The 23,330-nt window shown below is 58.8% G+C and carries 20 protein-coding genes, 6 tRNA genes and 3 rRNA genes; 9 read left to right on the forward strand and 20 right to left on the reverse strand.

The window, feature by feature from the left end:
* Nucleotides 1–222: 222 nt before the first annotated feature.
* From rplL to BPHYT_RS18245, 18 genes are all read right to left on the reverse strand, one after another.
* Nucleotides 223–597 (reverse strand): 50S ribosomal protein L7/L12, encoded by a 375-nt coding sequence (gene rplL / locus BPHYT_RS18160; protein WP_011490060.1) that lies wholly within the window; start codon nucleotides 595–597, stop codon nucleotides 223–225.
* A 63-nt stretch (nucleotides 598–660) separates the two neighbouring features.
* Entirely contained in the window at nucleotides 661–1,164 is a 504-nt protein-coding gene (gene rplJ / locus BPHYT_RS18165; protein ID WP_007180144.1) for a 50S ribosomal protein L10, read from the reverse strand.
* Nucleotides 1,165–1,465: 301 nt separating this feature from the next.
* On the reverse strand, nucleotides 1,466–2,164 hold the full coding sequence (gene rplA / locus BPHYT_RS18170) for a 50S ribosomal protein L1 (protein WP_007180145.1): 699 nt from the start codon (nucleotides 2,162–2,164) through the stop codon (nucleotides 1,466–1,468).
* Nucleotides 2,165–2,596, reverse strand: coding sequence for a 50S ribosomal protein L11 (gene rplK / locus BPHYT_RS18175; RefSeq protein WP_012434578.1), 432 nt, complete (start codon nucleotides 2,594–2,596; stop codon nucleotides 2,165–2,167).
* 165 nt (nucleotides 2,597–2,761) lie between these two features.
* The gene (gene nusG, locus BPHYT_RS18180) at nucleotides 2,762–3,319 is read right to left on the reverse strand and encodes a transcription termination/antitermination protein NusG (protein WP_007180147.1); all 558 of its coding nucleotides are present in this window, start codon (nucleotides 3,317–3,319) and stop codon (nucleotides 2,762–2,764) included.
* A gap of 1 nt (nucleotide 3,320) precedes the next feature.
* Nucleotides 3,321–3,701, reverse strand: coding sequence for a preprotein translocase subunit SecE (gene secE / locus BPHYT_RS18185; protein WP_012434579.1), 381 nt, complete (start codon nucleotides 3,699–3,701; stop codon nucleotides 3,321–3,323).
* A 36-nt stretch (nucleotides 3,702–3,737) separates the two neighbouring features.
* Nucleotides 3,738–3,813: transfer RNA gene (locus tag BPHYT_RS18190), tRNA-Trp, on the reverse strand.
* A gap of 64 nt (nucleotides 3,814–3,877) precedes the next feature.
* Nucleotides 3,878–5,068, reverse strand: a complete 1,191-nt coding sequence (gene tuf, locus BPHYT_RS18195) for an elongation factor Tu (protein WP_012434572.1) — start codon at nucleotides 5,066–5,068, stop codon at nucleotides 3,878–3,880.
* A 63-nt stretch (nucleotides 5,069–5,131) separates the two neighbouring features.
* A tRNA-Thr gene (locus BPHYT_RS18200) sits at nucleotides 5,132–5,206 on the reverse strand.
* Nucleotides 5,207–5,222: 16 nt separating this feature from the next.
* Nucleotides 5,223–5,296, reverse strand: a tRNA-Gly gene (locus BPHYT_RS18205).
* Nucleotides 5,297–5,337: 41 nt separating this feature from the next.
* Nucleotides 5,338–5,423, reverse strand: a tRNA-Tyr gene (locus BPHYT_RS18210).
* Nucleotides 5,424–5,579: 156 nt separating this feature from the next.
* A 5S ribosomal RNA gene (gene rrf / locus BPHYT_RS18215) occupies nucleotides 5,580–5,693 on the reverse strand.
* A gap of 205 nt (nucleotides 5,694–5,898) precedes the next feature.
* A 23S ribosomal RNA gene (locus tag BPHYT_RS18220) occupies nucleotides 5,899–8,778 on the reverse strand.
* A gap of 321 nt (nucleotides 8,779–9,099) precedes the next feature.
* A tRNA-Ala gene (locus tag BPHYT_RS18225) sits at nucleotides 9,100–9,175 on the reverse strand.
* A gap of 68 nt (nucleotides 9,176–9,243) precedes the next feature.
* Nucleotides 9,244–9,320: transfer RNA gene (locus BPHYT_RS18230), tRNA-Ile, on the reverse strand.
* A gap of 79 nt (nucleotides 9,321–9,399) precedes the next feature.
* Nucleotides 9,400–10,930: ribosomal RNA gene (locus BPHYT_RS18235) — 16S ribosomal RNA — on the reverse strand.
* The 16S, 23S and 5S rRNA genes sit together here with 5 tRNA genes alongside, the layout of an rRNA operon.
* A gap of 501 nt (nucleotides 10,931–11,431) precedes the next feature.
* Nucleotides 11,432–12,700, reverse strand: a complete 1,269-nt coding sequence (locus tag BPHYT_RS18240) for an SGNH/GDSL hydrolase family protein (RefSeq protein WP_012434580.1) — start codon at nucleotides 12,698–12,700, stop codon at nucleotides 11,432–11,434.
* Between the two features lie 91 nt (nucleotides 12,701–12,791).
* Nucleotides 12,792–14,414, reverse strand: coding sequence for an NAD(P)/FAD-dependent oxidoreductase (locus tag BPHYT_RS18245; RefSeq protein WP_012434581.1), 1,623 nt, complete (start codon nucleotides 14,412–14,414; stop codon nucleotides 12,792–12,794).
* Nucleotides 14,415–14,629: 215 nt separating this feature from the next.
* Here BPHYT_RS18245 and paaA point away from each other — a divergent pair, with 215 nt between their 5' ends.
* The 8 genes from paaA (at nucleotide 14,630) to BPHYT_RS18285 (ending at nucleotide 20,904) form a co-directional block, all read left to right on the forward strand.
* Nucleotides 14,630–15,628 (forward strand): 1,2-phenylacetyl-CoA epoxidase subunit PaaA, encoded by a 999-nt coding sequence (gene paaA / locus BPHYT_RS18250; RefSeq protein ID WP_012434582.1) that lies wholly within the window; start codon nucleotides 14,630–14,632, stop codon nucleotides 15,626–15,628.
* 38 nt (nucleotides 15,629–15,666) lie between these two features.
* On the forward strand, nucleotides 15,667–15,951 hold the full coding sequence (gene paaB / locus BPHYT_RS18255; RefSeq protein ID WP_007179854.1) for a 1,2-phenylacetyl-CoA epoxidase subunit PaaB: 285 nt from the start codon (nucleotides 15,667–15,669) through the stop codon (nucleotides 15,949–15,951).
* An 8-nt stretch (nucleotides 15,952–15,959) separates the two neighbouring features.
* A complete protein-coding gene (gene paaC / locus BPHYT_RS18260) occupies nucleotides 15,960–16,763 on the forward strand; it encodes a 1,2-phenylacetyl-CoA epoxidase subunit PaaC (protein WP_012434583.1) in 804 nt (267 codons plus the stop codon).
* Nucleotides 16,764–16,770: 7 nt separating this feature from the next.
* Nucleotides 16,771–17,322, forward strand: coding sequence for a 1,2-phenylacetyl-CoA epoxidase subunit PaaD (paaD, locus tag BPHYT_RS18265; protein ID WP_012434584.1), 552 nt, complete (start codon nucleotides 16,771–16,773; stop codon nucleotides 17,320–17,322).
* A 1-nt stretch (nucleotide 17,323) separates the two neighbouring features.
* The gene (gene paaE / locus BPHYT_RS18270) at nucleotides 17,324–18,412 is read left to right on the forward strand and encodes a 1,2-phenylacetyl-CoA epoxidase subunit PaaE (RefSeq protein ID WP_012434585.1); all 1,089 of its coding nucleotides are present in this window, start codon (nucleotides 17,324–17,326) and stop codon (nucleotides 18,410–18,412) included.
* Between the two features lie 146 nt (nucleotides 18,413–18,558).
* A complete protein-coding gene (locus BPHYT_RS18275; protein ID WP_012434586.1) occupies nucleotides 18,559–19,371 on the forward strand; it encodes a DUF1835 domain-containing protein in 813 nt (270 codons plus the stop codon).
* A gap of 14 nt (nucleotides 19,372–19,385) precedes the next feature.
* Nucleotides 19,386–19,994, forward strand: a complete 609-nt coding sequence (locus BPHYT_RS18280) for a TetR/AcrR family transcriptional regulator (RefSeq protein WP_012434587.1) — start codon at nucleotides 19,386–19,388, stop codon at nucleotides 19,992–19,994.
* 241 nt (nucleotides 19,995–20,235) lie between these two features.
* Entirely contained in the window at nucleotides 20,236–20,904 is a 669-nt protein-coding gene (locus BPHYT_RS18285; RefSeq protein WP_012434588.1) for a GNAT family N-acetyltransferase, read from the forward strand.
* Between the two features lie 82 nt (nucleotides 20,905–20,986).
* Here BPHYT_RS18285 and BPHYT_RS18290 read toward each other — a convergent pair whose 3' ends face one another.
* Nucleotides 20,987–21,484, reverse strand: coding sequence for an Lrp/AsnC family transcriptional regulator (locus BPHYT_RS18290; RefSeq protein ID WP_012434589.1), 498 nt, complete (start codon nucleotides 21,482–21,484; stop codon nucleotides 20,987–20,989).
* Between the two features lie 154 nt (nucleotides 21,485–21,638).
* On the opposite strand from BPHYT_RS18290, the gene hppD reads away from it, so the two are divergent.
* Nucleotides 21,639–22,736, forward strand: coding sequence for a 4-hydroxyphenylpyruvate dioxygenase (gene hppD / locus BPHYT_RS18295; protein WP_012434590.1), 1,098 nt, complete (start codon nucleotides 21,639–21,641; stop codon nucleotides 22,734–22,736).
* A 157-nt stretch (nucleotides 22,737–22,893) separates the two neighbouring features.
* Here the strand turns inward: hppD and BPHYT_RS37345 are convergent, their stop codons facing one another.
* Nucleotides 22,894–23,094 (reverse strand): hypothetical protein, encoded by a 201-nt coding sequence (locus BPHYT_RS37345; RefSeq protein ID WP_012434591.1) that lies wholly within the window; start codon nucleotides 23,092–23,094, stop codon nucleotides 22,894–22,896.
* Nucleotides 23,095–23,330 lie beyond the last annotated feature (236 nt).

A 23,330-nucleotide genomic window follows, 5' to 3' on the forward strand; every position in this document is an offset into this window, starting at 1 on the left:
CGGCAGCGGATGCCTATGTTGCCCGCTACCCGACCAAACTTGCCTTCTGCAGTCGCTTCAGAAGACAAAGAGAAACGCCGGTCAATGCTGCCGAAAGGCGGTTTTCTTTGGCCTCTGGGAGCCACATTCTTGCCGAAACGGCCAGGCAAAAAACGTGTCTCCCACAAAGCACAAAAAGGCCGGCGGTGGAAAACCGCCAGCCTTCGCACAGCGAGCTGAAACTTACTTGATTTCAGCCTTCGCGCCGGCTTCTTCCAGCTTCTTCTTGGCTTCTTCAGCAGCAGCCTTCGGTACCGATTCCTTAACAGGCTTCGGTGCACCGTCGACCAGGTCCTTCGCTTCCTTCAGGCCGAGACCCGTCAGTTCGCGAACAGCCTTAATGACCGAAACCTTGTTCGCGCCGACTTCCGTCAGGTTGACCGTGAATTCGGTTTGCTCTTCAGCAGCAGCAGCAGCGCCGCCGCCTGCCGGGCCTGCCACTGCAACAGCAGCTGCCGACACGCCAAACTTTTCTTCGAACGCCTTAACCAGCTCGTTCAGTTCCAGAACCGACATCGAGCTTACTGCCTCGAGGATGTCTTCTTTTGCGATTGCCATTTGAAATACTCCTAAATTGAATTCGGATACAGCCAGCGATCAATCACGCTCGACTGATGTGCATTACGCAGCGGTTTCTTCGCCTTGTTTCTTTTCTGCCAGCGCGGCCAGAGCGCGCGCGAAGCCGGAAACAGGTGCCTGCATAACGTACAACAGCTTGGAGAGCAGTTCTTCGCGGCTCGGGATGTTTGCCAGCGCTTGCACGCCAGCCTTGTCCATCACCTTGCCTTCGTAGGAACCAGCCTTGATGATCAACTTGTCATTGGTTTTGCCGAAGTCGTTGACGACCTTAGCAGCAGCAATTGCATCTTCCGAGATGCCGTAGATCAGCGGACCAGTCATCTGCTCTGCCAGCGGAGCAAACGGGGTACCTTCGACAGCGCGACGCGCCAGCGTGTTCTTCAACACACGAAGGTAAACCTGTTGCTCACGCGCTTTCGCGCGCAGCTTGGTCAGATCGCCAACCGCGATTCCACGATACTCAGCCAGAACCACGGTCTGGGCTTTCGCGACTTGCGCGGCAACCTCAGCGACGACGGCCTGCTTGCTTTCTTTGTTAAGTGGCACGGTTAACCTCCAGATTCGATACACGCGGCGTGCGCCTTGTGTACCGCGTTCAATAACGGCGTCCGACCAGTCAGGAGTATTTCGACCGCCTGAGTCCGCATTGCTGCGGATATCAACCGGCTTCATCACTACAAAACCTTTTCGGGTTCGCCATCTGCGTTGGCTTTACATTAAGGACACACCTACCTGCTGCGTGCCCGCCAACGGTCTTTGACAACCGGTCGCTCGATGCAGACTGCCACCTTACGACCGCCCAAAGCCCATAAAACCGCCCCGACCTACGCCGAGGCGATGAAATCTATTACTGTGCTGCGATCGATGCCTGGTCGACGCGAACACCAACGCCCATCGTGCTCGACAGAGCAACTTTGCGCAGGTACACACCCTTGCTCGTTGCCGGCTTCGCTTTTTGCAGCGCGTCGACGAGAGCGTTCAGGTTGCTACGCAGAGCTGTCGGCTCAAACGAAGCACGGCCGATGGTGGCGTGGATGATACCGGCCTTGTCGACACGGAATTGCACCTGACCAGCCTTGGCGTTCTTCACGGCAGTCGCGACGTCCGGCGTAACCGTACCGACCTTCGGGTTCGGCATCAGGCCACGCGGGCCGAGGATCTGACCGAGCGTACCGACGACGCGCATCGTGTCCGGCGAAGCGATCACAATGTCGAAGTCCAACTTGCCAGCCTTGACTTGCTCAGCCAAGTCTTCCATACCGACGACTTCCGCGCCGGCTGCACGAGCTTGCTCAGCCTTTTCGCCTTGCGCGAACACTGCAACGCGAACAGACTTACCGGTACCGGCCGGCAGGACGACCGAGCCACGAACCACTTGGTCCGACTTCTTCGCGTCAATACCGAGCTGCACTGCGACGTCGATCGACTCGTCGAACTTCGCGCTTGCGCATTCCTTCACGAGCGACAGGGCTTCGTCGATTGCGTACAGCTTTTGACGATCAACCTTGGCTGCAAATGCTTGCAGACGCTTTGAAAGCTTAGCCATTTACACGCCCTCCACGGTGATGCCCATCGAGCGGGCGCTACCCGCGATCGTACGAACCGCTGCGTCCAGATCAGCTGCCGTCAGATCGGGCATCTTGGTCTTGGCGATATCTTCAGCTTGAGCGCGGGTGATCTTGCCGACCTTGTCGGTATGCGGCTTGCTCGAACCCTTATCGATCTTCGCCGCCTTCTTGATCAAAACCGTTGCCGGCGGCGTCTTCAGAACGAACGTGAAGCTCTTGTCCGCGAACGCGGTGATCACAACCGGAGTCGGCAGACCCGGTTCCAGTGCTTGGGTCTGCGCGTTGAACGCCTTGCAGAACTCCATGATATTCAGGCCGCGCTGGCCTAGTGCCGGACCAACCGGCGGCGACGGATTGGCTTTACCTGCAGGAATCTGCAGCTTAATAAAGCCGATAATTTTCTTTGCCATGTTGAAAACCTCGTTGGAACACCGCATGAATACATGCAGACGTTCAGTGAGTAGTAGCGCGCGTTCGCCGAAATATTGGGTACTTACGCTCCTCAACGGCCATTACGCGGACCGTAAGCGCGAAATACGGAACGCACCGCATGGTGCGCCCCGTAGAATTCTGGACTACAGCTTTTCAACCTGGCCAAATTCGAGTTCGACCGGCGTTGCGCGGCCGAAGATTGTAACGGAAACACGGACGCGCGACTTTTCGTAGTTCACTTCTTCGACGCTACCGTTGAAATCCGTGAACGGACCGTCCTTCACCCGTACCATCTCGCCGACTTCGAACAGGGTCTTTGGACGCGGCTTTTCCACGCCTTCCTGCATTTGCGACATGATTTTCTCGACTTCCCGAGGGGAAATCGGACTCGGACGATTACGCGCACCACCCACGAAACCTGTCACCTTTGCCGTGTTTTTCACGAGGTGCCACGTCTCGTCAGTCATTTCCATTTCAACGAGCACATAGCCCGGGAAGAAACGGCGCTCGGTCACCGATTTGTGACCGCCTTTTACCTCGACCACCTCTTCAGTCGGAACGAGGATTTGACCAAACTGGTCTTGCATGCCAGCACGTTCGATGCGCTCTTGAAGCGCACGTTGCACGCTCTTCTCCATGCCGGAGTAGGCGTGCACAACATACCAACGTTTGCCGCTCGGGGATGCCGGAGTATCGCTCATATCATTTCCAACCCAGAATCACCGAGAAAATCGCCCATTCGATGGATTTATCACCAATCCAAAGAAAGATCGCCATGACGAACACGAAGCCAAATACTACGAGCGTTGTCTGAGTAGCCTCTTTACGAGTCGGCCAAACAACCTTGCGGACTTCCTTGTACGAATCTTTGGCGAAAGCGATGAAACCCTTGCCAGGCGCGGAGAGAAGACCGACTGCAACACCCGCGATCGCACCAACAGCTAAGGCGGCTCCGCGGACGTACCATTCCTGGCCGCTCAGCCAGAAAAAACCCACGAACCCGGCCAAGACAAGCAATACGCCCGCGACGAGCATCAGCTTGTCGCCCGATGTATTCACAGTTTCGACGGAAGGATTCGCCATAACACCTTAACGAAGCGCCACATACGGCGCGAGAGTTGGCAGGGGCAGAGGGAATCGAACCCCCAACCTTCGGTTTTGGAGACCGACGCTCTGCCAGTTGAGCTATACCCCTAAACCATTTGGGGTTGACGACACCGCCAACCCCGAAACTACCGATTAACGAGAACTATCTGGCGTTACTCGAGAATCTTGGCAACCACACCTGCACCGACCGTACGGCCACCTTCGCGGATTGCGAAACGCAGACCTTCTTCCATCGCGATCGGGTTGATCAGCTTCACCGTGATCGACACGTTGTCGCCCGGCATGACCATTTCCTTGTCCTTCGGCAACTCGATCGAGCCCGTCACATCCGTCGTACGGAAGTAGAACTGCGGACGATAGTTGTTGAAGAACGGCGTGTGACGGCCACCTTCGTCCTTGCTCAGCACGTACACTTCAGCCGTGAAGTGCGTGTGCGGGTTGATCGAACCCGGCTTCGCCAGAACCTGGCCACGCTCCACGTCTTCACGCTTCGTGCCGCGCAGCAGGATACCCACGTTGTCGCCTGCCTGACCTTGATCGAGCAGCTTGCGGAACATTTCCACGCCCGTGCAGGTCGTCTTCACCGTCGGCTTGATACCGACAATTTCGATTTCCTCGCCGACCTTCACCACGCCGCGCTCAACGCGACCCGTCACCACCGTGCCGCGACCCGAGATCGAGAACACGTCTTCCACCGGCATCAGGAACGCACCGTCAACTGCGCGCTCCGGCGTCGGGATGTACGTGTCCAGCGCGTCGGCCAGATTCATGATCGCCACTTCGCCCAGCTCGCCCTTGTCGCCTTCCAGCGCCAGCTTGGCCGAACCCTTGATGATCGGCGTGTCGTCGCCCGGGAAGTCGTACTTCGACAGAAGTTCGCGCACTTCCATCTCGACGAGTTCGAGCAGCTCAGCGTCGTCCACCATGTCGCACTTGTTCAGGAACACGATGATGTACGGCACGCCAACCTGACGCGCCAGCAGGATGTGCTCACGCGTTTGCGGCATCGGGCCGTCTGCAGCCGAGCACACCAGGATCGCGCCGTCCATCTGCGCTGCGCCCGTGATCATGTTCTTCACATAGTCAGCGTGGCCCGGGCAGTCGACGTGTGCGTAGTGGCGGTTAGCCGTTTCGTACTCGACGTGCGCCGTGTTGATCGTGATACCACGCGCCTTTTCTTCCGGCGCCGCGTCGATCTGGTCGTATGCCTTCGCTTCGCCGCCAAACTTCTGCGTCAGAACCGTCGTGATCGCTGCCGTCAGCGTGGTCTTGCCGTGGTCAACGTGACCGATCGTGCCGACGTTCACGTGCGGCTTGGTCCGCTCAAACTTACCCTTGGCCATTTTCGACTCCTAAGAGGATTTTTCCGTACGTTGCGCCGGGCGCAAACAATCAGCGAGAACTTCTGGTGCCCATGGGCAGGATCGAACTGCCGACCTCTCCCTTACCAAGGGAGTGCTCTACCACTGAGCCACATGGGCGCTACTTCTGTATTGCTGGAGCGGGTGAAGGGAATCGAACCCTCGTCGTAAGCTTGGAAGGCTTCTGCTCTACCATTGAGCTACACCCGCAAGGATCCATGGATTCCCAACAACTGCTGCAACTTGCATTCTGGTGGAGGAGGTTGGATTCGAACCAACGTAGGCGTAAGCCAACAGATTTACAGTCTGCCCCCTTTAGCCACTCGGGCACCCCTCCGCAGAGAACTGATGATTATGGGGGAACTACAACTTATTGTCAAGACTTGCTTGACCGTTCCAAACCCAAGGCTCTCACTTATATGGTGATTTGAGCGCTTCCGTAAACGCAGAAACCCCACCTTTGTTGGGGTGGGGTTTCTGATGCTGCAGGGGAGCCTGACGATTACCTACTTTCACACGGGTAATCCGCACTATCATCGGCGTGGAGTCGTTTCACGGTCCTGTTCGGGATGGGAAGGGGTGGGACCGACTCGCTATGGTCATCAGGCTTTGACGGGTTGCTGCCTCGCTCGGGGAGCGCTGCAGCCAATCTGGAAGAAGTAGTTTCTGGTGATGCTCACCAGGGGTAAAGCGGTTGGGGTTGTGTTGATTCTGGCACAACACGATCACTTAACCTGAGTGTTCCTGCCCCCTTCGGGGGTTGACCTGAGTAAGCGCTGAAGCGCTAACTCATGTCAAAACACACCTGTTATAGGATCAAGCCTTACGGGCAATTAGTATCAGTTAGCTTAACGCATTACTGCGCTTCCACACCTGACCTATCAACGTCCTGGTCTTGAACGACCCTTCAGGGGGCTCGAAGCCCCGGGGATATCTCATCTTAGGGCGAGTTTCCCGCTTAGATGCTTTCAGCGGTTATCTCTTCCAAACATAGCTACCCGGCGATGCCACTGGCGTGACAACCGGTACACCAGAGGTTCGTCCACTCCGGTCCTCTCGTACTAGGAGCAGCCCCCTTCAAATATCCAGCGCCCACGGCAGATAGGGACCAAACTGTCTCACGACGTTTTAAACCCAGCTCACGTACCTCTTTAAATGGCGAACAGCCATACCCTTGGGACCGGCTACAGCCCCAGGATGAGATGAGCCGACATCGAGGTGCCAAACACCGCCGTCGATATGAACTCTTGGGCGGTATCAGCCTGTTATCCCCAGAGTACCTTTTATCCGTTGAGCGATGGCCCTTCCATACAGAACCACCGGATCACTATGACCTGCTTTCGCACCTGCTCGACTTGTCGGTCTCGCAGTTAAGCACGCTTATGCCATTGCACTATCAGCACGATTTCCGACCGTACCTAGCGTACCTTCGTACTCCTCCGTTACACTTTGGGAGGAGACCGCCCCAGTCAAACTGCCTACCATGCACTGTCCCCGATCCGGATTACGGACCAAGGTTAGAACCTCAAACAAACCAGGGTGGTATTTCAAGGATGGCTCCACGCAGACTGGCGTCCACGCTTCAAAGCCTCCCACCTATCCTACACAGACCGGTTCAAAGTCCAATGCAAAGCTACAGTAAAGGTTCATGGGGTCTTTCCGTCTAGCCGCGGGGAGATTGCATCATCACAAACACTTCAACTTCGCTGAGTCTCGGGAGGAGACAGTGTGGCCATCGTTACGCCATTCGTGCAGGTCGGAACTTACCCGACAAGGAATTTCGCTACCTTAGGACCGTTATAGTTACGGCCGCCGTTTACCGGGACTTCAATCAAGAGCTTGCACCCCATCATTTAATCTTCCGGCACCGGGCAGGCGTCACACCCTATACGTCCACTTTCGTGTTTGCAGAGTGCTGTGTTTTTATTAAACAGTCGCAGCCACCAGTTTATTGCAACCCCTTCACCCTTTGCGCGCAGGCGCATCAGGCTACAGGGGCGTACCTTATCCCGAAGTTACGGTACCAATTTGCCGAGTTCCTTCTCCCGAGTTCTCTCAAGCGCCTTAGAATACTCATCTCGCCCACCTGTGTCGGTTTGCGGTACGGTCCTGTTAAACTGAAGCTTAGAGGCTTTTCTTGGAACCACTTCCGATTGCTTCTTCACCGAAGTGAATGGCCTCGCACCCTTGAATTCCGCGCCCGGATTTGCCTAAGCGCCTTCTCCAATGCAAGGACCGGGACTTCCAACACCCGGACAACCTTCCGCGATCCGTCCCCCCATCGCATTTAACAATGGTGCAGGAATATTAACCTGCTTCCCATCAGCTACGCATTTCTGCCTCGCCTTAGGGGCCGACTCACCCTACGCCGATGAACGTTGCGTAGGAAACCTTGGGCTTACGGCGAGGGGGCTTTTCACCCCCTTTATCGCTACTCATGTCAGCATTCGCACTTCCGATACCTCCAGCACACTTTTCAATGCACCTTCGCAGGCTTACGGAACGCTCTCCTACCATGCACATAAATGTGCATCCGCAGCTTCGGTATATTGCTTAGCCCCGTTACATCTTCCGCGCAGGACGACTCGATCAGTGAGCTATTACGCTTTCTTTAAAGGATGGCTGCTTCTAAGCCAACCTCCTGACTGTTTTAGCCTTCCCACTTCGTTTCCCACTTAGCAATATTTGGGGACCTTAGCTGGCGGTCTGGGTTGTTTCCCTCTTGACACCGGACGTTAGCACCCGATGTCTGTCTCCCGTGATTGCACTCTTCGGTATTCGGAGTTTGCTATGGCGTAGTAATCCGCAATGGACCCCACAACCATGACAGTGCTCTACCCCCGAAGGTGATACACGAGGCACTACCTAAATAGTTTTCGGAGAGAACCAGCTATTTCCAGGTTTGTTTAGCCTTTCACCCCTATCCACAGCTCATCCCCTAACTTTTCAACGTTAGTGGGTTCGGACCTCCAGTACGTGTTACCGCACCTTCATCCTGGCCATGGATAGATCACCTGGTTTCGGGTCTACACCCAGCGACTGAATCGCCCTGTTCGGACTCGCTTTCGCTACGCCTGCCCTAATCGGTTAAGCTTGCCACTGAATGTAAGTCGCTGACCCATTATACAAAAGGTACGCCGTCACCCCTTGCGAGGCTCCGACTGTTTGTATGCATGCGGTTTCAGGATCTGTTTCACTCCCCTCCCGGGGTTCTTTTCGCCTTTCCCTCACGGTACTGGTTCACTATCGGTCGATCACGAGTATTTAGCCTTGGAGGATGGTCCCCCCATCTTCAGACAGGATTTCACGTGTCCCGCCCTACTTGTCGTACACCTAGTTCTTCCTCGCTGTTTTCGTCTACAGGGCTATCACCTGCTATGGCGGCACTTTCCAGAGCCTTCGACTAACAATGAAGATAAAGAGTACAGGCTGGTCCCATTTCGCTCGCCACTACTCTGGGAATCTCGGTTGATTTCTTTTCCTGCGGTTACTTAGATGTTTCAGTTCACCGCGTTCGCTTCTCATGACCTATGTATTCAGTCATGGATGACCCATTCGGGCCGGGTTTCCCCATTCGGATATCGGAGGATCAAAGCTCGTTTGCCAGCTCCCCTCCGCTTTTCGCAGGCTACCGCGTCCTTCATCGCCTGTGATCGCCAAGGCATCCACCACATGCACTTGTTCGCTTGACCCTATAACGGGTGTGTCTCGCACGCCCTTCACTGGGAAGGACCGTGGCTGCCACACTCGCTACAGGTTGAGTATTCGTGTTGCGCCGTATTCCAAAGCAATCTTTCGATCACCTTTTCATACATTGATACAATCACAACCCTGATTCACCTACTCGCACACCCATCTCTAAGCATGCTTTCGTGAATCTCTTTACTACTTCTTCCTGATTGTTAAAGAACGACAGCCGATATCATGGTTGCTATAACCATGTATCACTCTGACTGGCTCAATCGCCAATGCACAGCACTCTGCTTCTCACAGCAGCGCTACGCATTGAGGATTGGTGGAGGATGACGGGATCGAACCGACGACCCCCTGCTTGCAAAGCAGGTGCTCTCCCAGCTGAGCTAATCCCCCAGTCATGCACAGACCATCATCTGTTGCCACTCAGGGGTTTTGCCGGTCAGCCATCGCAGACAAGACAATGGTGGGTCTGGATGGATTCGAACCATCGACCCCCGCCTTATCAAGACGGTGCTCTAACCGACTGAGCTACAGACCCCTGAGTCTGTCTGCGTTTCTGTCTTTAATTCACAGCCGATAAGCGTGAGCGCTCAACACGATTGACACGTGAGCTCGAGAAAGGAGGTGATCCAGCCGCACCTTCCGATACGGCTACCTTGTTACGACTTCACCCCAGTCATGAATCCTACCGTGGTGACCGTCCTCCTTGCGGTTAGACTAGCCACTTCTGGTAAAACCCACTCCCATGGTGTGACGGGCGGTGTGTACAAGACCCGGGAACGTATTCACCGCGGCATGCTGATCCGCGATTACTAGCGATTCCAGCTTCACGCACTCGAGTTGCAGAGTGCGATCCGGACTACGATCGGTTTTCTGGGATTGGCTCCCCCTCGCGGGTTGGCGACCCTCTGTTCCGACCATTGTATGACGTGTGAAGCCCTACCCATAAGGGCCATGAGGACTTGACGTCATCCCCACCTTCCTCCGGTTTGTCACCGGCAGTCTCCCTAGAGTGCTCTTGCGTAGCAACTAGGGACAAGGGTTGCGCTCGTTGCGGGACTTAACCCAACATCTCACGACACGAGCTGACGACAGCCATGCAGCACCTGTGTTATGGCTCCCTTTCGGGCACTCCCACCTCTCAGCAGGATTCCATACATGTCAAGGGTAGGTAAGGTTTTTCGCGTTGCATCGAATTAATCCACATCATCCACCGCTTGTGCGGGTCCCCGTCAATTCCTTTGAGTTTTAATCTTGCGACCGTACTCCCCAGGCGGTCAACTTCACGCGTTAGCTACGTTACCAAGTCAATGAAGACCCGACAACTAGTTGACATCGTTTAGGGCGTGGACTACCAGGGTATCTAATCCTGTTTGCTCCCCACGCTTTCGTGCATGAGCGTCAGTATTGGCCCAGGGGGCTGCCTTCGCCATCGGTATTCCTCCACATCTCTACGCATTTCACTGCTACACGTGGAATTCTACCCCCCTCTGCCATACTCTAGCCCGCCAGTCACAAATGCAGTTCCCAGGTTAAGCCCGGGGATTTCACATCTGTCTTAGCGAACCGCCTGCGCACGCTTTACGCCCAGTAATTCCGATTAACGCTTGCACCCTACGTATTACCGCGGCTGCTGGCACGTAGTTAGCCGGTGCTTATTCTTCCGGTACCGTCATCCCCCTCAGGTATTAACCAAGAGGTTTTCTTTCCGGACAAAAGTGCTTTACAACCCGAAGGCCTTCTTCACACACGCGGCATTGCTGGATCAGGCTTGCGCCCATTGTCCAAAATTCCCCACTGCTGCCTCCCGTAGGAGTCTGGGCCGTGTCTCAGTCCCAGTGTGGCTGGTCGTCCTCTCAGACCAGCTACAGATCGTCGCCTTGGTAGGCCTTTACCCCACCAACTAGCTAATCTGCCATCGGCCGCCCCTGTAGCGCGAGGTCCTAAGATCCCCCGCTTTCATCCACAGATCGTATGCGGTATTAATCCGGCTTTCGCCGGGCTATCCCCCACTACAGGACACGTTCCGATGTATTACTCACCCGTTCGCCACTCGCCACCAGGGTTGCCCCCGTGCTGCCGTTCGACTTGCATGTGTAAGGCATGCCGCCAGCGTTCAATCTGAGCCAGGATCAAACTCTTCAGTTCAAACCTGTTACTGTTTTTCGGTTGTCGCAGTTGCCTGCTTGCAACCGGTCGCTCACTCAACGTACTGACGAATGATCTCTCCATCTTTCAATGGAAAAACCTTCCTTTCATTACTGTGTGAGACTTGATACTTTCGCTTCCAGCAAACCCCGAAGGATCCACTGCGCGTCGCGCATCAAGCGCCCACACTTATCGGCTGTTAATTTTTAAAGATCGATTCCGCATTCACCACCAAACCGGCACCGCGCGCCGCTGACATCAATCATCAGCATTCCAACTACCCGGCACCGCTTCGTTCTGCGTCGCTGCATCAGCAGCAGAGAAACGAGATTATGAAGGCTCTTTTTCGTTTCGTCAACAACATTTTTTCGCTTTCGCTTAAAACCTCGTTGACGCTACGCCCGCTGGTTTCTGCCGCGGCCTCGTTCTGCAACGAGGAGGCGAATCTTAGGTGAACATCGGCCATATGACAAGGGTTCGATCGAAATCTTTTTTGGCGGCTCACTTGCGCGTAGATTTCACTACCGCGTCCAGCGGAACTGCTTCCGCCATTGCTGCATAACCCGCGTCGCTTGGATGGATGTGATCGCCACTGTCGAAGTTGCGCTGCAGGCGCTCCACTTGCGCCGGGTCACGCAGCGCGGCGTCGAAGTCCACGACGCCGTCGAAGGCATGACTAGTCCGAATCCACTGGTTGACGGCGAGCCGAATGCTTTCTCGCTGCGGCGGAAGCGACGCCGGCGTCAGCGTCGCACCGAACAATTTCACGCCGGCATGCCGGGCCGTAGCGATCAACCGCTGGTAGCCGGCAATCAGATCGGCGGCTGTCACTGAGGTGTGCGGAAAGTCGCAATCGAGACCGTTGCGCGGCGGCATTGCCGCGAAGTTGATGTCGTTGATTCCGATCAGCAGAATTGCCGTCTTGACGCCCGGGCGCGCGAGCACGTCATGCTCGAAGCGCGTCGCGAGCGCGTCGCCGTAGCAAGGAGAGTCGCTCAACAAGCGGTTGCCGCTGATTCCCAGATTGACGATCGCGGTCGACCGGTCGCCGCTAGCGGCAAACCGGCGCGCCAACGCGTCAGGCCAGCGGCGATTCTGATTCAGACTGGAGCGCATGCCATCGGTGATCGAGTCACCGATCGCGACAACGGCGGCGGATGCAGGCGCCGCGTCCACCGACAATCCGGTCATCCACACATATTGTGTAAACCGGCCGCGAAACGCATCCGTGGAAGCGTCCGCCGCATGATTACCCGGCGCCGAAACGTAATTCACCTGGTTCGAAACGCGATGCCACGCCACGATGCGCTGCTCGGGCCCCATAAACGCGCTGAGAGCGTAAGGCGCACCTTCGGCAATATCGACTGCGACCGGGTCGCTGTCCAACTCGCCACCCGGCGGAATCGAGACCGCGCCCTTGCCCCCGAACGTCACGTGCGTCCCGCCGCCAATTGCCGCCGCGCCGCCCGCCGAGCGTGCGATGCGCAGATCTTCAATAACGAGGGGTGTTTTGCCGTACCGGTTGCTAAGGTGGACTCGCGCCAATTTTCCGGTCAACGTCGGATAGACGATCTGGCGCACCGTGCGCCCGGCAACTTCCGGTGCGCGATAGAGCGGCGGCAAGTCCGCCCGCAGTGGGACAGGCTGCAGCGCCGTCGCCCAGGCGGTGACCCAATGTGCCGGGGTGTCGGCGGCAAAAACGGTTGGGGAAACGGCAAGCTGGGCAAGCAGCGCCGCGCCGCATGCGGCAGCCAGGGTGCGAATGGTCATTCGGGTGGTGGGTTCGAGGCAAAACGTGCATTGTGCCCGATCGCACCAGCCGTCGCGGATCTGCACGACGGCGCTCTCGCGCTCCGCCGACTCAGGCCGTCTGCGCCTCGGCCATCTTCAACGCGAGCGCTTCGGCGACCTCGATCCCGTCGATGGCCGCCGAATAGATCCCGCCAGCGTAGCCAGCGCCTTCGCCGGCCGGATAAAGGCCTTCGACATTCATGCTCTGATAGTCATCCCGCCGACGCACGCGAATCGGCGACGACGTTCTCGTCTCGACGCCCGTCAGCACGGCATCGTGCATCGCGAACCCGGCGATCTTCTTGTCCATTTGCGGCAAGGCTTCGCGAATAGCCTCGATCACGTAGTCGGGAAGCGCCGTGCTGAGATCGGTAGGATGCACGCCCGGTTTGTACGACGGCACCACCGAACCCAGCGACGTGGACGGCCGCCCGGCGATAAAGTCGCCGACCAGCTGGCCCGGCGCCATATAGTTACCGCCGCCCAGCTCGAAAGCCCGCTCTTCCCATTTGCGCTGAAAAGCGATGCCGGCGAGCGGCCCGCCCGGGTAGTCATCCGGCGTGATACCGACCACGATTCCGGCATTGGCATTTCGCTCGGCCCGCGAATACTGGCTCATGCCGTTGGTCACGACGCGGCCCGGCTCGGAGGTCGCCGCCACCACGGTGCCGCCCGGGCACATGCAGAAACTGTAGACGGCGCGGCCGTTGCTGCAGTGATGCACCACCTTATAGTCGGCGGCGCCGAGCTGTTTGTGACCGGCAAACTTGCCGAACCGGCTACGGTCGATCAAACCCTGCGGATGCTCGATCCGGAAACCGAGTGAAAACGGCTTTGCTTCAATATAGACGCCGCGGTCGTTCAACATCTGGAAGGTATCGCGCGCGCTATGGCCGACCGCCAGCACGACATGGTCGCAGCGCAACGTTTCGCCGGTCGACAGCTTCAGCCCGCGCACTTTGCCCTGATCGATCTCGATATCGTCGACGCGGGTTTCGAAACGCACCTCGCCGCCCAGTTCGTGAATGGTCGCGCGCATTTTTTCGACCATGCTCACCAGCCGGAACGTGCCGATATGGGGCCTGCTGAGAAACAGAATGTCCTCGGGGGCGCCGGCTCGCACGAATTCGTCGAGCACCTTGCGGCCGTAATGCTTCGGGTCCTTGATCTGGCTGTACAGCTTGCCGTCGGAGAAAGTGCCCGCGCCGCCTTCGCCGAACTGCACATTCGACTCGGGATTGAGCACCGACTTGCGCCACAGGCCAAAGGTGTCCTTGGTGCGTTCGCGCACGGCCTTGCCGCGCTCGAGGATGATCGGCCGGAAGCCCATTTGCGCAAGGATCAGCCCGGCAAACAGGCCGCACGGCCCCATGCCGATTACGACGGGGCGCGGCGCGGTCATCTGCGCGGGCGCCCTGGCGACGAACTTGTACGTCATGTCGGGCGTCACGCCGCAATGCGGCACGTCGGCGAGCCGCTTGAGCGCCGCCGCTTCGTCCGTGACCTCGACATCGACGATGTACGTGAGCTTGATGTCGGCTCGCTTGCGCGCATCGTGCGCGCGGCGAAACACGGTGTATCGGATGAGCCCATCCGCTGCCACGCCGAGTTCCGCGAGGCGCGCACGCACGGCGGCTTCGAGGGCGCTCTCGGGATGATCGAGCGGGAGTTTGATTTCGCTTAGACGTAACATGAGTACCGGGGGATGCAGGAAGGCCGCAAATCGCGGCCAATTCGCAATTTTATAGGTTTAGTGTAGGGACGGGGCGGCGGCCAGGCGAAACGCTCGCGAAGGAAGCCACCCGATCTCCTATCGGCTCGACCGACTCGTCTCAAAAAATTTATTAACCGACCGGTCGGTTGGCTTATACTGTGCGCACACAGACAACTTCCGCAGAGAGCGTCCCCATGTACACGCAATCCCTGGATATTCCCGGCAATGTCGCTCCGCTGGACGCGGGCTCAGACTCGTCCGAGCAGGTGCAGTTCGACGCAGTCATGGCCGCCGACGGCAAGATCGAAGCTCAAGACTGGATGCCGGAGGCCTACCGCAAGACGCTGGTCCGGCAGATCTCGCAGCACGCGCATTCGGAAATCGTCGGCATGCTGCCGGAGGGTAACTGGATCACGCGCGCGCCCAGCCTGAAGCGCAAGGCGATTCTGCTCGCCAAAGTGCAAGACGAGGCCGGCCACGGCCTCTATCTATATAGCGCAGCGGAAACGCTCGGCGTGTCGCGCGATCAGCTGATCGCCGCGCTGCACTCGGGCAAAGCCAAATATTCGAGCATCTTCAATTACCCGACGCCCACGTGGGCGGACGTCGGCGTGATCGGCTGGCTGGTGGACGGCGCGGCGATCATGAATCAGATTCCGCTGTGCCGTTGCACCTATGGCCCGTACGCACGCGCCATGATCCGCATCTGCAAGGAAGAGTCGTTTCATCAACGCCAGGGTTTCGACGCGCTCATGTCGATGATGGCCGGCACCGAAGCACAACGCGAACTGGTCCAGCAGGCAGTGAACCGCTGGTGGTGGCCGGTGCTGATGATGTTCGGCCCGAGCGACAAGGATTCGATCCACAGCAACCAGTCGTCGAAATGGGGCATCAAGCGCATCTCGAACGACGACCTGCGCCAGAAATTCGTCGACGCCACCGTCGACCAGGCCAAGGTGCTCGGCGTCACGCTGCCCGACCCGGACCTGAAATGGAACGAAGCGCGCGGCCATCACGACTACGGCGACATCGACTGGGAAGAGTTCTGGCGCGTGGTGAACGGCGACGGCCCGTGCAACCGCGAGCGTCTCGCCACCCGCGTCAAAGCGCACGACGACGGCGCCTGGGTCCGCGAAGCCGCCCTCGCCCACGCCGAAAAACAGCGCCAGCGCGCACAACAGCACGCCGCCTAACCGCGCGGTATGCCGGACAAAAAATCAGGAGATCTGCAATGAACAAGGAATGGCCGATTTGGGAAGTCTTCGTGCGTAGCAAGCAGGGACTCGACCACAAACACTGCGGCAGCCTGCACGCCGCCGACGCGCCGATGGCGCTGCGCATGGCGCGCGATGTCTACACGCGCCGCCAGGAAGGCGTGAGCATCTGGGTGGTGCCGTCGTCGGCGATTACGGCGTCCGCGCCGGAAGACAAGGCGGAACTGTTCGAACCGGCTGGCGACAAGATCTACCGCCACCCGACGTTCTACACGCTTCCCGACGAAGTCAACCACATGTAAGCGCGGCCATGACCATCACGCCCCAACATCTCCAGTACGTGCTGCGCCTCGCGGATACCGCGCTGATCCTCGGTCAGCGCAATACCGAATGGTGCGGCCACGGCCCGATCCTCGAAGAGGATATCGCGCTGTCGAACATGAGCCTCGACCTGATCGGTCAGGCGCGTCTGCTGTACACGCACGCTGCGTCGCTCGAACAGCAACTCACCGGCAAAAACCGCACGGAAGACGACTACGCGTACTTTCGCGCCGAGCGCGAGTTCGCCAACTACACGCTCGCCGAGTTGCCGCATGTCGGCCCGCTGTCGGCCACGGCAAAAGCCGAGAAGGATTACGCGGTCACGATCGTCCGCAATTTCCTCTACTCGACGTTGATGGCGCATCTGTGGACGGCCCTCACGGCGTCCACAGATGAGCAATTGGCGGCGATCGCGTCCAAGTCGATCAAGGAAACCAGCTATCACGTGCACCACGCACGCGAGTGGTTGATCCGTTTCGGCGACGGCACAGAAGAATCGCATCGCCGCGCGCAAACCGCACTGGACTATCTGGTGCCGTATTCGCGGGAGTTCTTCAGCACGGACGCCGTCGAGGAAAGCATCGCGGCAGCCGGCATCGGCCCGCTGACGTCGGACCTCGAAACGGCATGGCTCGACGACGTGCGCGCCACGCTCGACGAAGCCACCTTGACGCTGCCCGAACCGGTCAAGCACGTCACGACCGGCAAGCACGGCGAACATTCCGAGCACATGGGCTTCGTGCTGGCTGAAATGCAGAGCCTTGCACGCCAACACCCCGGCGCCACTTGGTAATCCGACGATGACGACTTCGACAGCCCTCCGCGCGACCGAAACGACCGAAACGACCCTGGCACGCGCATGGGCCGTGCTCGAAACGGTGCCCGATCCGGAGATTCCGGTGGTGTCGATTCGCGAACTGGGCATTTTGCGCGACGTGCGGCGCGACGCCGACGGCACGCTCGAAGTCGTGATCACGCCGACCTACTCCGGTTGCCCGGCCATGTCGCAGATTGCCGAGGACGTCGCGCATGCGCTCGACGCGGCGGAACTGAAGCCCTATCGGATCGCGACGGTGCTCGCGCCGGCCTGGACGACCGACTGGATGACCGCCGACGCACGCGAAAAGCTGCGCGCCTACGGCATCGCGCCGCCCACGGGCAATTGCGGTTCGCCCGCGCCCGTGCAGGAAAAAGTGATGCGCTTCGTACCCCGCGCGCTGCCCGCGCCGTCGTGCCCGCGTTGCGGCTCGGCGCACACCGAGCGTCTCGCGCAATTCGGCTCGACTGCCTGCAAAGCTCTGTACCGCTGCCTCGACTGCCGCGAGCCCTTCGACTACTTCAAACCATACTGATATGGCCACTCCGCAATTTCACCCGCTGCGTATCCGCGAAGTGCGGCCCGAAACCGCCGATTCGGTTTCGGTCGCCTTCGAAGTCCCCGCCGAACTGCGCGACCACTATCGTTTCACGCAAGGCCAGTTCGTCACGTTGAAGACGCATATCGACGGTGAGGAAACGCGCCGTTCGTATTCGATCTGCGTCGGCGTCACCGATTACGACCGCGACGGCGAACTGCGCATCGGCATCAAGCGCGTACGCGGCGGGCGTTTCTCGAACTTTGCCTTCGACACGCTGCAGCCCGGCCACACGATCGACGTGATGACGCCGGACGGACGCTTCTTCACCCATCTGAACGCCGATCAAGGGCAGCAATATCTGGCGTTCTCGGGCGGTTCGGGCATCACGCCGGTGCTGGCCATCATCAAGACGACACTCGAAGTCGAACCGCGCAGCACCTTCACGCTCGTGTACGGCAACCGCAGCGTCGATCAGATCATGTTCGCGGAAGAACTCGAGGATCTGAAGAACCGCTTCATGAACCGCTTCGTGCTCTATCACGTGCTGTCCGACGATCTGCAGGACGTCGAGTTGTTCAACGGCGTGCTCGATCAGGATAAGTGCGCTGCCTTCATCGAGAATCTGTTGCCGGCCGACGCGATCGACGAAGCCTTCATCTGCGGCCCCGCTCCGATGATGGACGCCGCCGAAGCCGCGCTGAAAGCCGCCGGCGTGCCATCGGAAAAGGTGCACGTGGAGCGCTTCGGTTCGCCGCTGCCGCAAGCGGGCGTGCCGCCGGTCGAAATCACCGAAGATACGCCGGCTGCCGACCTCGAAATCGTCCTCGACGGGAAACGCCGCAAGCTGCGCCTGCCGTATCAGGGCGTGAGCGTGCTCGACGTCGGCCTGCGCGCCGGTCTCGCGCTGCCTTATGCGTGCAAGGGCGGCGTCTGCTGCACCTGTCGCGCGAAGGTTCTGGAGGGCGAAGTGAAGATGGAAAAGAACTACACGCTCGAAGAACACGAAATCCGCGACGGGTTCGTGTTGACGTGCCAATGCCATCCGATCAGCGACCGCGTGGTGGTGAGCTACGACGAACGTTGAGCCGCGTGCGAAGGCGGGCCCGCAAGACGCCCGTCGCGCTTTCAGCAGGTGCGCGATCCGCTTACACTAGGGGCCGCTCGCGACCGGACACCTGTTCCGGTTGGTGAGCGGCCCCTAATGTTGTCAACCGCCCTACGCCACTGCCGATGAGCACGATCCACCTCACCAACGGCGATGTCGCCGCCGAGTCACTGCGCACCGCCTTGCGCGATGCGGGCCGCGATGAGCGCGTGCACGCACTGCGCGACGATCTCGCGGTCGGCCCGCTACGCGGCGTCGACGACGCGCCTGACGTGCGCGCGGACTTCTGGGATCGCGTGAGCGCCGACACGAAGCGCGATTTCCTGCGGGAATTTCGCGAACAGGCCGCGGCGCTGGAGAATATCGCGCGCGGCGAAGCGAATCTGGTGGTGTGGCACGGCGAAAGCGCATCGGATCAATTGATGCTACGCCGCGTCTGCTATCACCTGCGCAACAACCCGCAGCGACTGAACGAAGTGCGTCTGTCGATTCGCGATCTCACCGATCCGGGCGCGTGGGCGCACAGCCGCAAAGACCGCGCGACGTCGGTCGGCATGTTCGCGCCAACCGTTCTGCAATCCCGTCTGCCGGACGCCGCGCCGATTTCCGTGCTGCGCATCAGCCGGCTCGCGCTCGAATGGCAGGAAGTCAAACACGCGAACGGTGAAACCCGGCGCTGGCGCGACAATACTTTTACGAGCGGAAGCTTCGCGGAACTCGACGCGCTGATTATCGAGCACGTGACTGAAGACTGGCAGCCCGCCGCGCGCGTCGCCGCCGAATTAATGACCGCCGAGCTCGGCTTCCTGGTCAGCGACACCGTTGTGCTGTGGCGCTTCCGTGAACTGGCCGCAACCCGGCGCATCAAGCTTCGCGGCGACGCGAGCGCCTGGCGCACGCTCGAATTGTGCGCGGCGTTCGCCCCCTGTCCACATTAATAGAACAGACGACTATGGCCCGCACCCGAGCGCCTGACCACGAAACCCAGCGCGAACAGATTCTCGAACTCGCCGCGGCGAAGTTCGCCCAGACCAGCTATCCCAGCACCTCGATGGCCGACCTCGCCGCCGCGAGCGGCACCTCGAAAGCGCGCCTCTACCACTACTACGCCAGCAAGGAAGCGATCCTGTTCGATCTGCTGGACCGTTACACCAAGCGGCTCATGCTGATCATCGCGGAGGTGGAAGGCGCGAGTCAGCGGCGCGGCTTGTCGGAGCGTGAAACCTTCGCCGAGCTGATTCGGGCGTTTCTGTCGGAGTATGAGACGTCGCACAGTCGGCACGTCGCGCTGTTGAACGACGTGAAGTATCTGGTCGATACCCAGCGTGAAGTGATCCTGAACCGTCAGCGTGACGTCGTGGCGGCGTTTGCGCGGCAGTTGGCTCGCGCCTATCCGGAGCGCGCCACGCGCGACAACCAGACCGCGCTCACCATGATGGTGTTCGGCATGATCAACTGGACCTTCACCTGGCTGAAGCCGGACGGCCGGATGGGTTACCGTGAATTTGCGGAACAAGTGGTCGGTATGGTGGACCATGGATTGGGCTCAAACGCGGCTTGATTCCGCGCCGCAGCAATATTCATACAAAATAACGGCTGAAAGTGACCGATGTGCGACATCGTGTTACGAACGCTCGTCTGATTTATTTATTTTCTAAAATCAACGACTTAAAAATAGGGCGCGAGTTTTTTAGGCAACCTCTTCAAATATTGATACGGGTTTTCCCTAGTGCGCAGTGTCGATCTCCGCTAAAATTGCTTTTGCGGTGCACCACGCCGCTCGACCAAAAGGAGAACCGACCATGAACTTGACTACACCCCGCGCCGCTGAGCCGATCGTCGCGCACGATCGCTTGATGCAGCCAGCCGGTCGTGCGCCTGCTCTGGTCCGCGAGCTCACTGAAGTCGACCGCGAACGCCTGCTGACCCACTTCCTGGCGCTCGACGAAGACGACCGGCTCCTGCGCTTCGGCCAGATCGTGCCGGACCACGTCATCGAAAACTATGTTCGCGCGATCGACTTCAAACGCGACACCGTCTTCGGCGTCTTCAACAACCAATTGCAGTTGACCGGCGTTGGCCACCTGGCGTACCTGCCGGCCGAAGGCGACAAGCGTACGGCCGAGTTCGGCGTGTCCGTGCTGGAAAGCGTCCGCGGCCAGGGCATCGGCTCGAAGCTGTTCGAGCGTGCCGCCATTCGTAGCCGCAATACGCACGTCACCATGCTGTATATGCACTGCCTGTCGCGCAATTCGACCATGATGCATATCGCGAAGAAGGCCGGCATGAAGATCGAATACGCGTACGGCGAGGCAGACGCTTACCTCACGCTGCCGCCGGCGGATCAATCGAGCATCATCACGGAAATGCTGCAGGAACAGGCCGCCGTGTTCGACTACGCGCTCAAGCGGCAGGCGCGTCAGGCGTCGAAGCTGTTCGAATCGTTCATGCCTACGGCTGTCGCAGCCTGAGAGCGCTGAGCTTCAGCAAGAACAAAGGGCAGCCCTGTGGCTGCCCTTTTTGTTTGCCCTTCACCTCACTCCGCAGTTCGCCTCACAAGATCGGCAGCGCGGTCGTCTCCTTAAGCTTTTCCAGCGAGAAGCTCGATTTCACGTCGATTACCGACGGATGATGTAGCAACTGGTCCTGCACGAAACGTGAAAAGTGCGCCATGTCTTTTACCTGGACGCGCAGCAAATAATCCATGTCGCCGGTCATCGCGTGGCATGCCACCACCTCCGGCCACGTTTGCACCGCCGCGCGAAACAGATCCGCATGCGTGGCGTCGCCGCGCGAACTGAGCGCCGGACCGCCGCGCTTTTCGAGCCGCACGTTCACATAGGCAAGCAAATCGAGCCCAAGCTGTTGGGCATCGAGCAGCGCCACATAGCCGCGGATCACGCCGCTCTCTTCCAGCCGACGGATACGCCGAAGACACGGACTCGGCGAAAGATTGATACGCTCGGCGATTTCCTGATTCGACAGCCGGCCGTTCTCCTGAAGAATCGCCAGAATTCGCCTGTCGATGGCGTCTATCTCTATATTGGCCATTTTCTGCCGTCCATTCGAAATGTTGAGCTAGAAACTAGCGCAAGCGTAGCGACGCGCGATTAAGTTCGCAAGTTTTCGCCACAGATAGGTCTTTACACTGGCGTCATTCAGTCGCGCAATCGCCCATCCGGCTCGCGCCCATCAGGAGACAGACATGCAGGTTTCAACTTGGGAAAATCCGCTCGGCACAGACGGCTTCGAGTTCATTGAATACACCGCGCCGGATCCGAAAGCGCTCGGCAAGCTGTTCGAACAGATGGGCTTCACCGCCGTGGCCCGGCATCGTCATAAGGACGTGACGCTGTACCGCCAGGGAGAAATCAACTTCATCGTCAACGGCGAGCCGGATTCGTTCGCGCAACGCTTCACGCGTTTGCACGGCCCTTCCATCTGCGCGATCGCTTTCCGCGTTCAGGACGCCGCCAAGGCGTACAAAGAAGCGCTGGAAAAGGGCGCCTGGGGCTTCGACAACAAAACCGGCCCGATGGAATTGAACATTCCGGCGATCAAGGGCATTGGCGACTCGCTGATCTATTTCGTCGATCGGTGGCGCGGCAAGAACGGCGCGGAGCCGAACAGCATCGGCAACATCGACATTTACGATGTCGACTTCGAACCGATTGCCGGCGCGAACCCGAATCCGGTCGGCCACGGCCTGACCTACATCGACCACCTGACGCATAACGTGCATCGCGGCCGGATGCAGGAATGGGCGGAGTTCTACGAGCGTCTGTTCAACTTCCGCGAAGTGCGTTATTTCGACATCGAAGGCAAGGTGACGGGCGTGAAGTCGAAGGCAATGACCTCGCCGTGCGGCAAGATTCGCATCCCGATCAATGAAGAAGGTTCGGAAACCGCCGGCCAGATTCAGGAATATCTCGACGCGTATCACGGCGAAGGCATTCAGCACATTGCCCTCGGCAGCAACGACATCTACCGCACGGTGGACGGCTTGCGCGGATCGAATATCTCGCTGCTCGACACGATCGACACGTATTACGAGCTAGTCGATCGCCGCGTGCCGAATCACGGCGAGCCGCTCGACGAACTGCGCAAACGCAAGATTCTGATCGACGGCGCACCCGAAGATCTGCTGCTGCAGATTTTCACCGAAAACCAGATTGGCCCGATCTTCTTCGAGATCATTCAGCGCAAGGGCAATCAGGGCTTCGGCGAGGGCAACTTCAAGGCACTGTTCGAATCGATCGAACTGGACCAGATTCGCCGTGGCGTGGTGCAAGACAAGGTCTGATGGCCTGCGCCGCTTCACGAGAGCGGCTGTGTAGACCCGAATGAAAAAGGGCGAAGATCTCACGACCTTCGCCCTTTTTCATGGCACCGTTGTCTCAAGCGAAACCTTGGTCGGACAACGGCAAATTATTCAACCGACACACCGCATGCGCGGCGCATCACGAATTCTGATCTTCCTCGCCGGACTTAACGGATCGCGCGACGCGGTTCATGGCAATACGAGCCGGCGCGACTTGCGCCGTACGGGTTACCGCGTTCGACAGCGCCCCTGCACTGCCCGAATTCGAGCGCACCGGTGCGCTCATGGCGAAAAATGCTGCCGAGACCATCAGGAAGGTCTGGATGTTTCTAGTGTTCATGCGTACTCCTTTTCTAACTGCCCTGTTGTCGTGAAGCTCCGCCGAATGCGGAGCGTTGCGCGGACATTGCTCACAGGTGGGGGTTAGACAGACATTTCGAGCGCGGTTCCGCAGATTTGTAGTTTTTACAGCTTGTTACAGGCTGTCGCTGGAGCGGTGCGCGGCTAGAAGCGAGCGAGCGTGCCAACATCCGCGACAAAAGCGGAAGCCTCGTTCTTCCTAAGCTGCGGCGGGTT

The sequence above is a fragment of the Paraburkholderia phytofirmans PsJN genome (genome assembly GCF_000020125.1).
Taxonomy (GTDB): domain Bacteria; phylum Pseudomonadota; class Gammaproteobacteria; order Burkholderiales; family Burkholderiaceae; genus Paraburkholderia; species Paraburkholderia phytofirmans.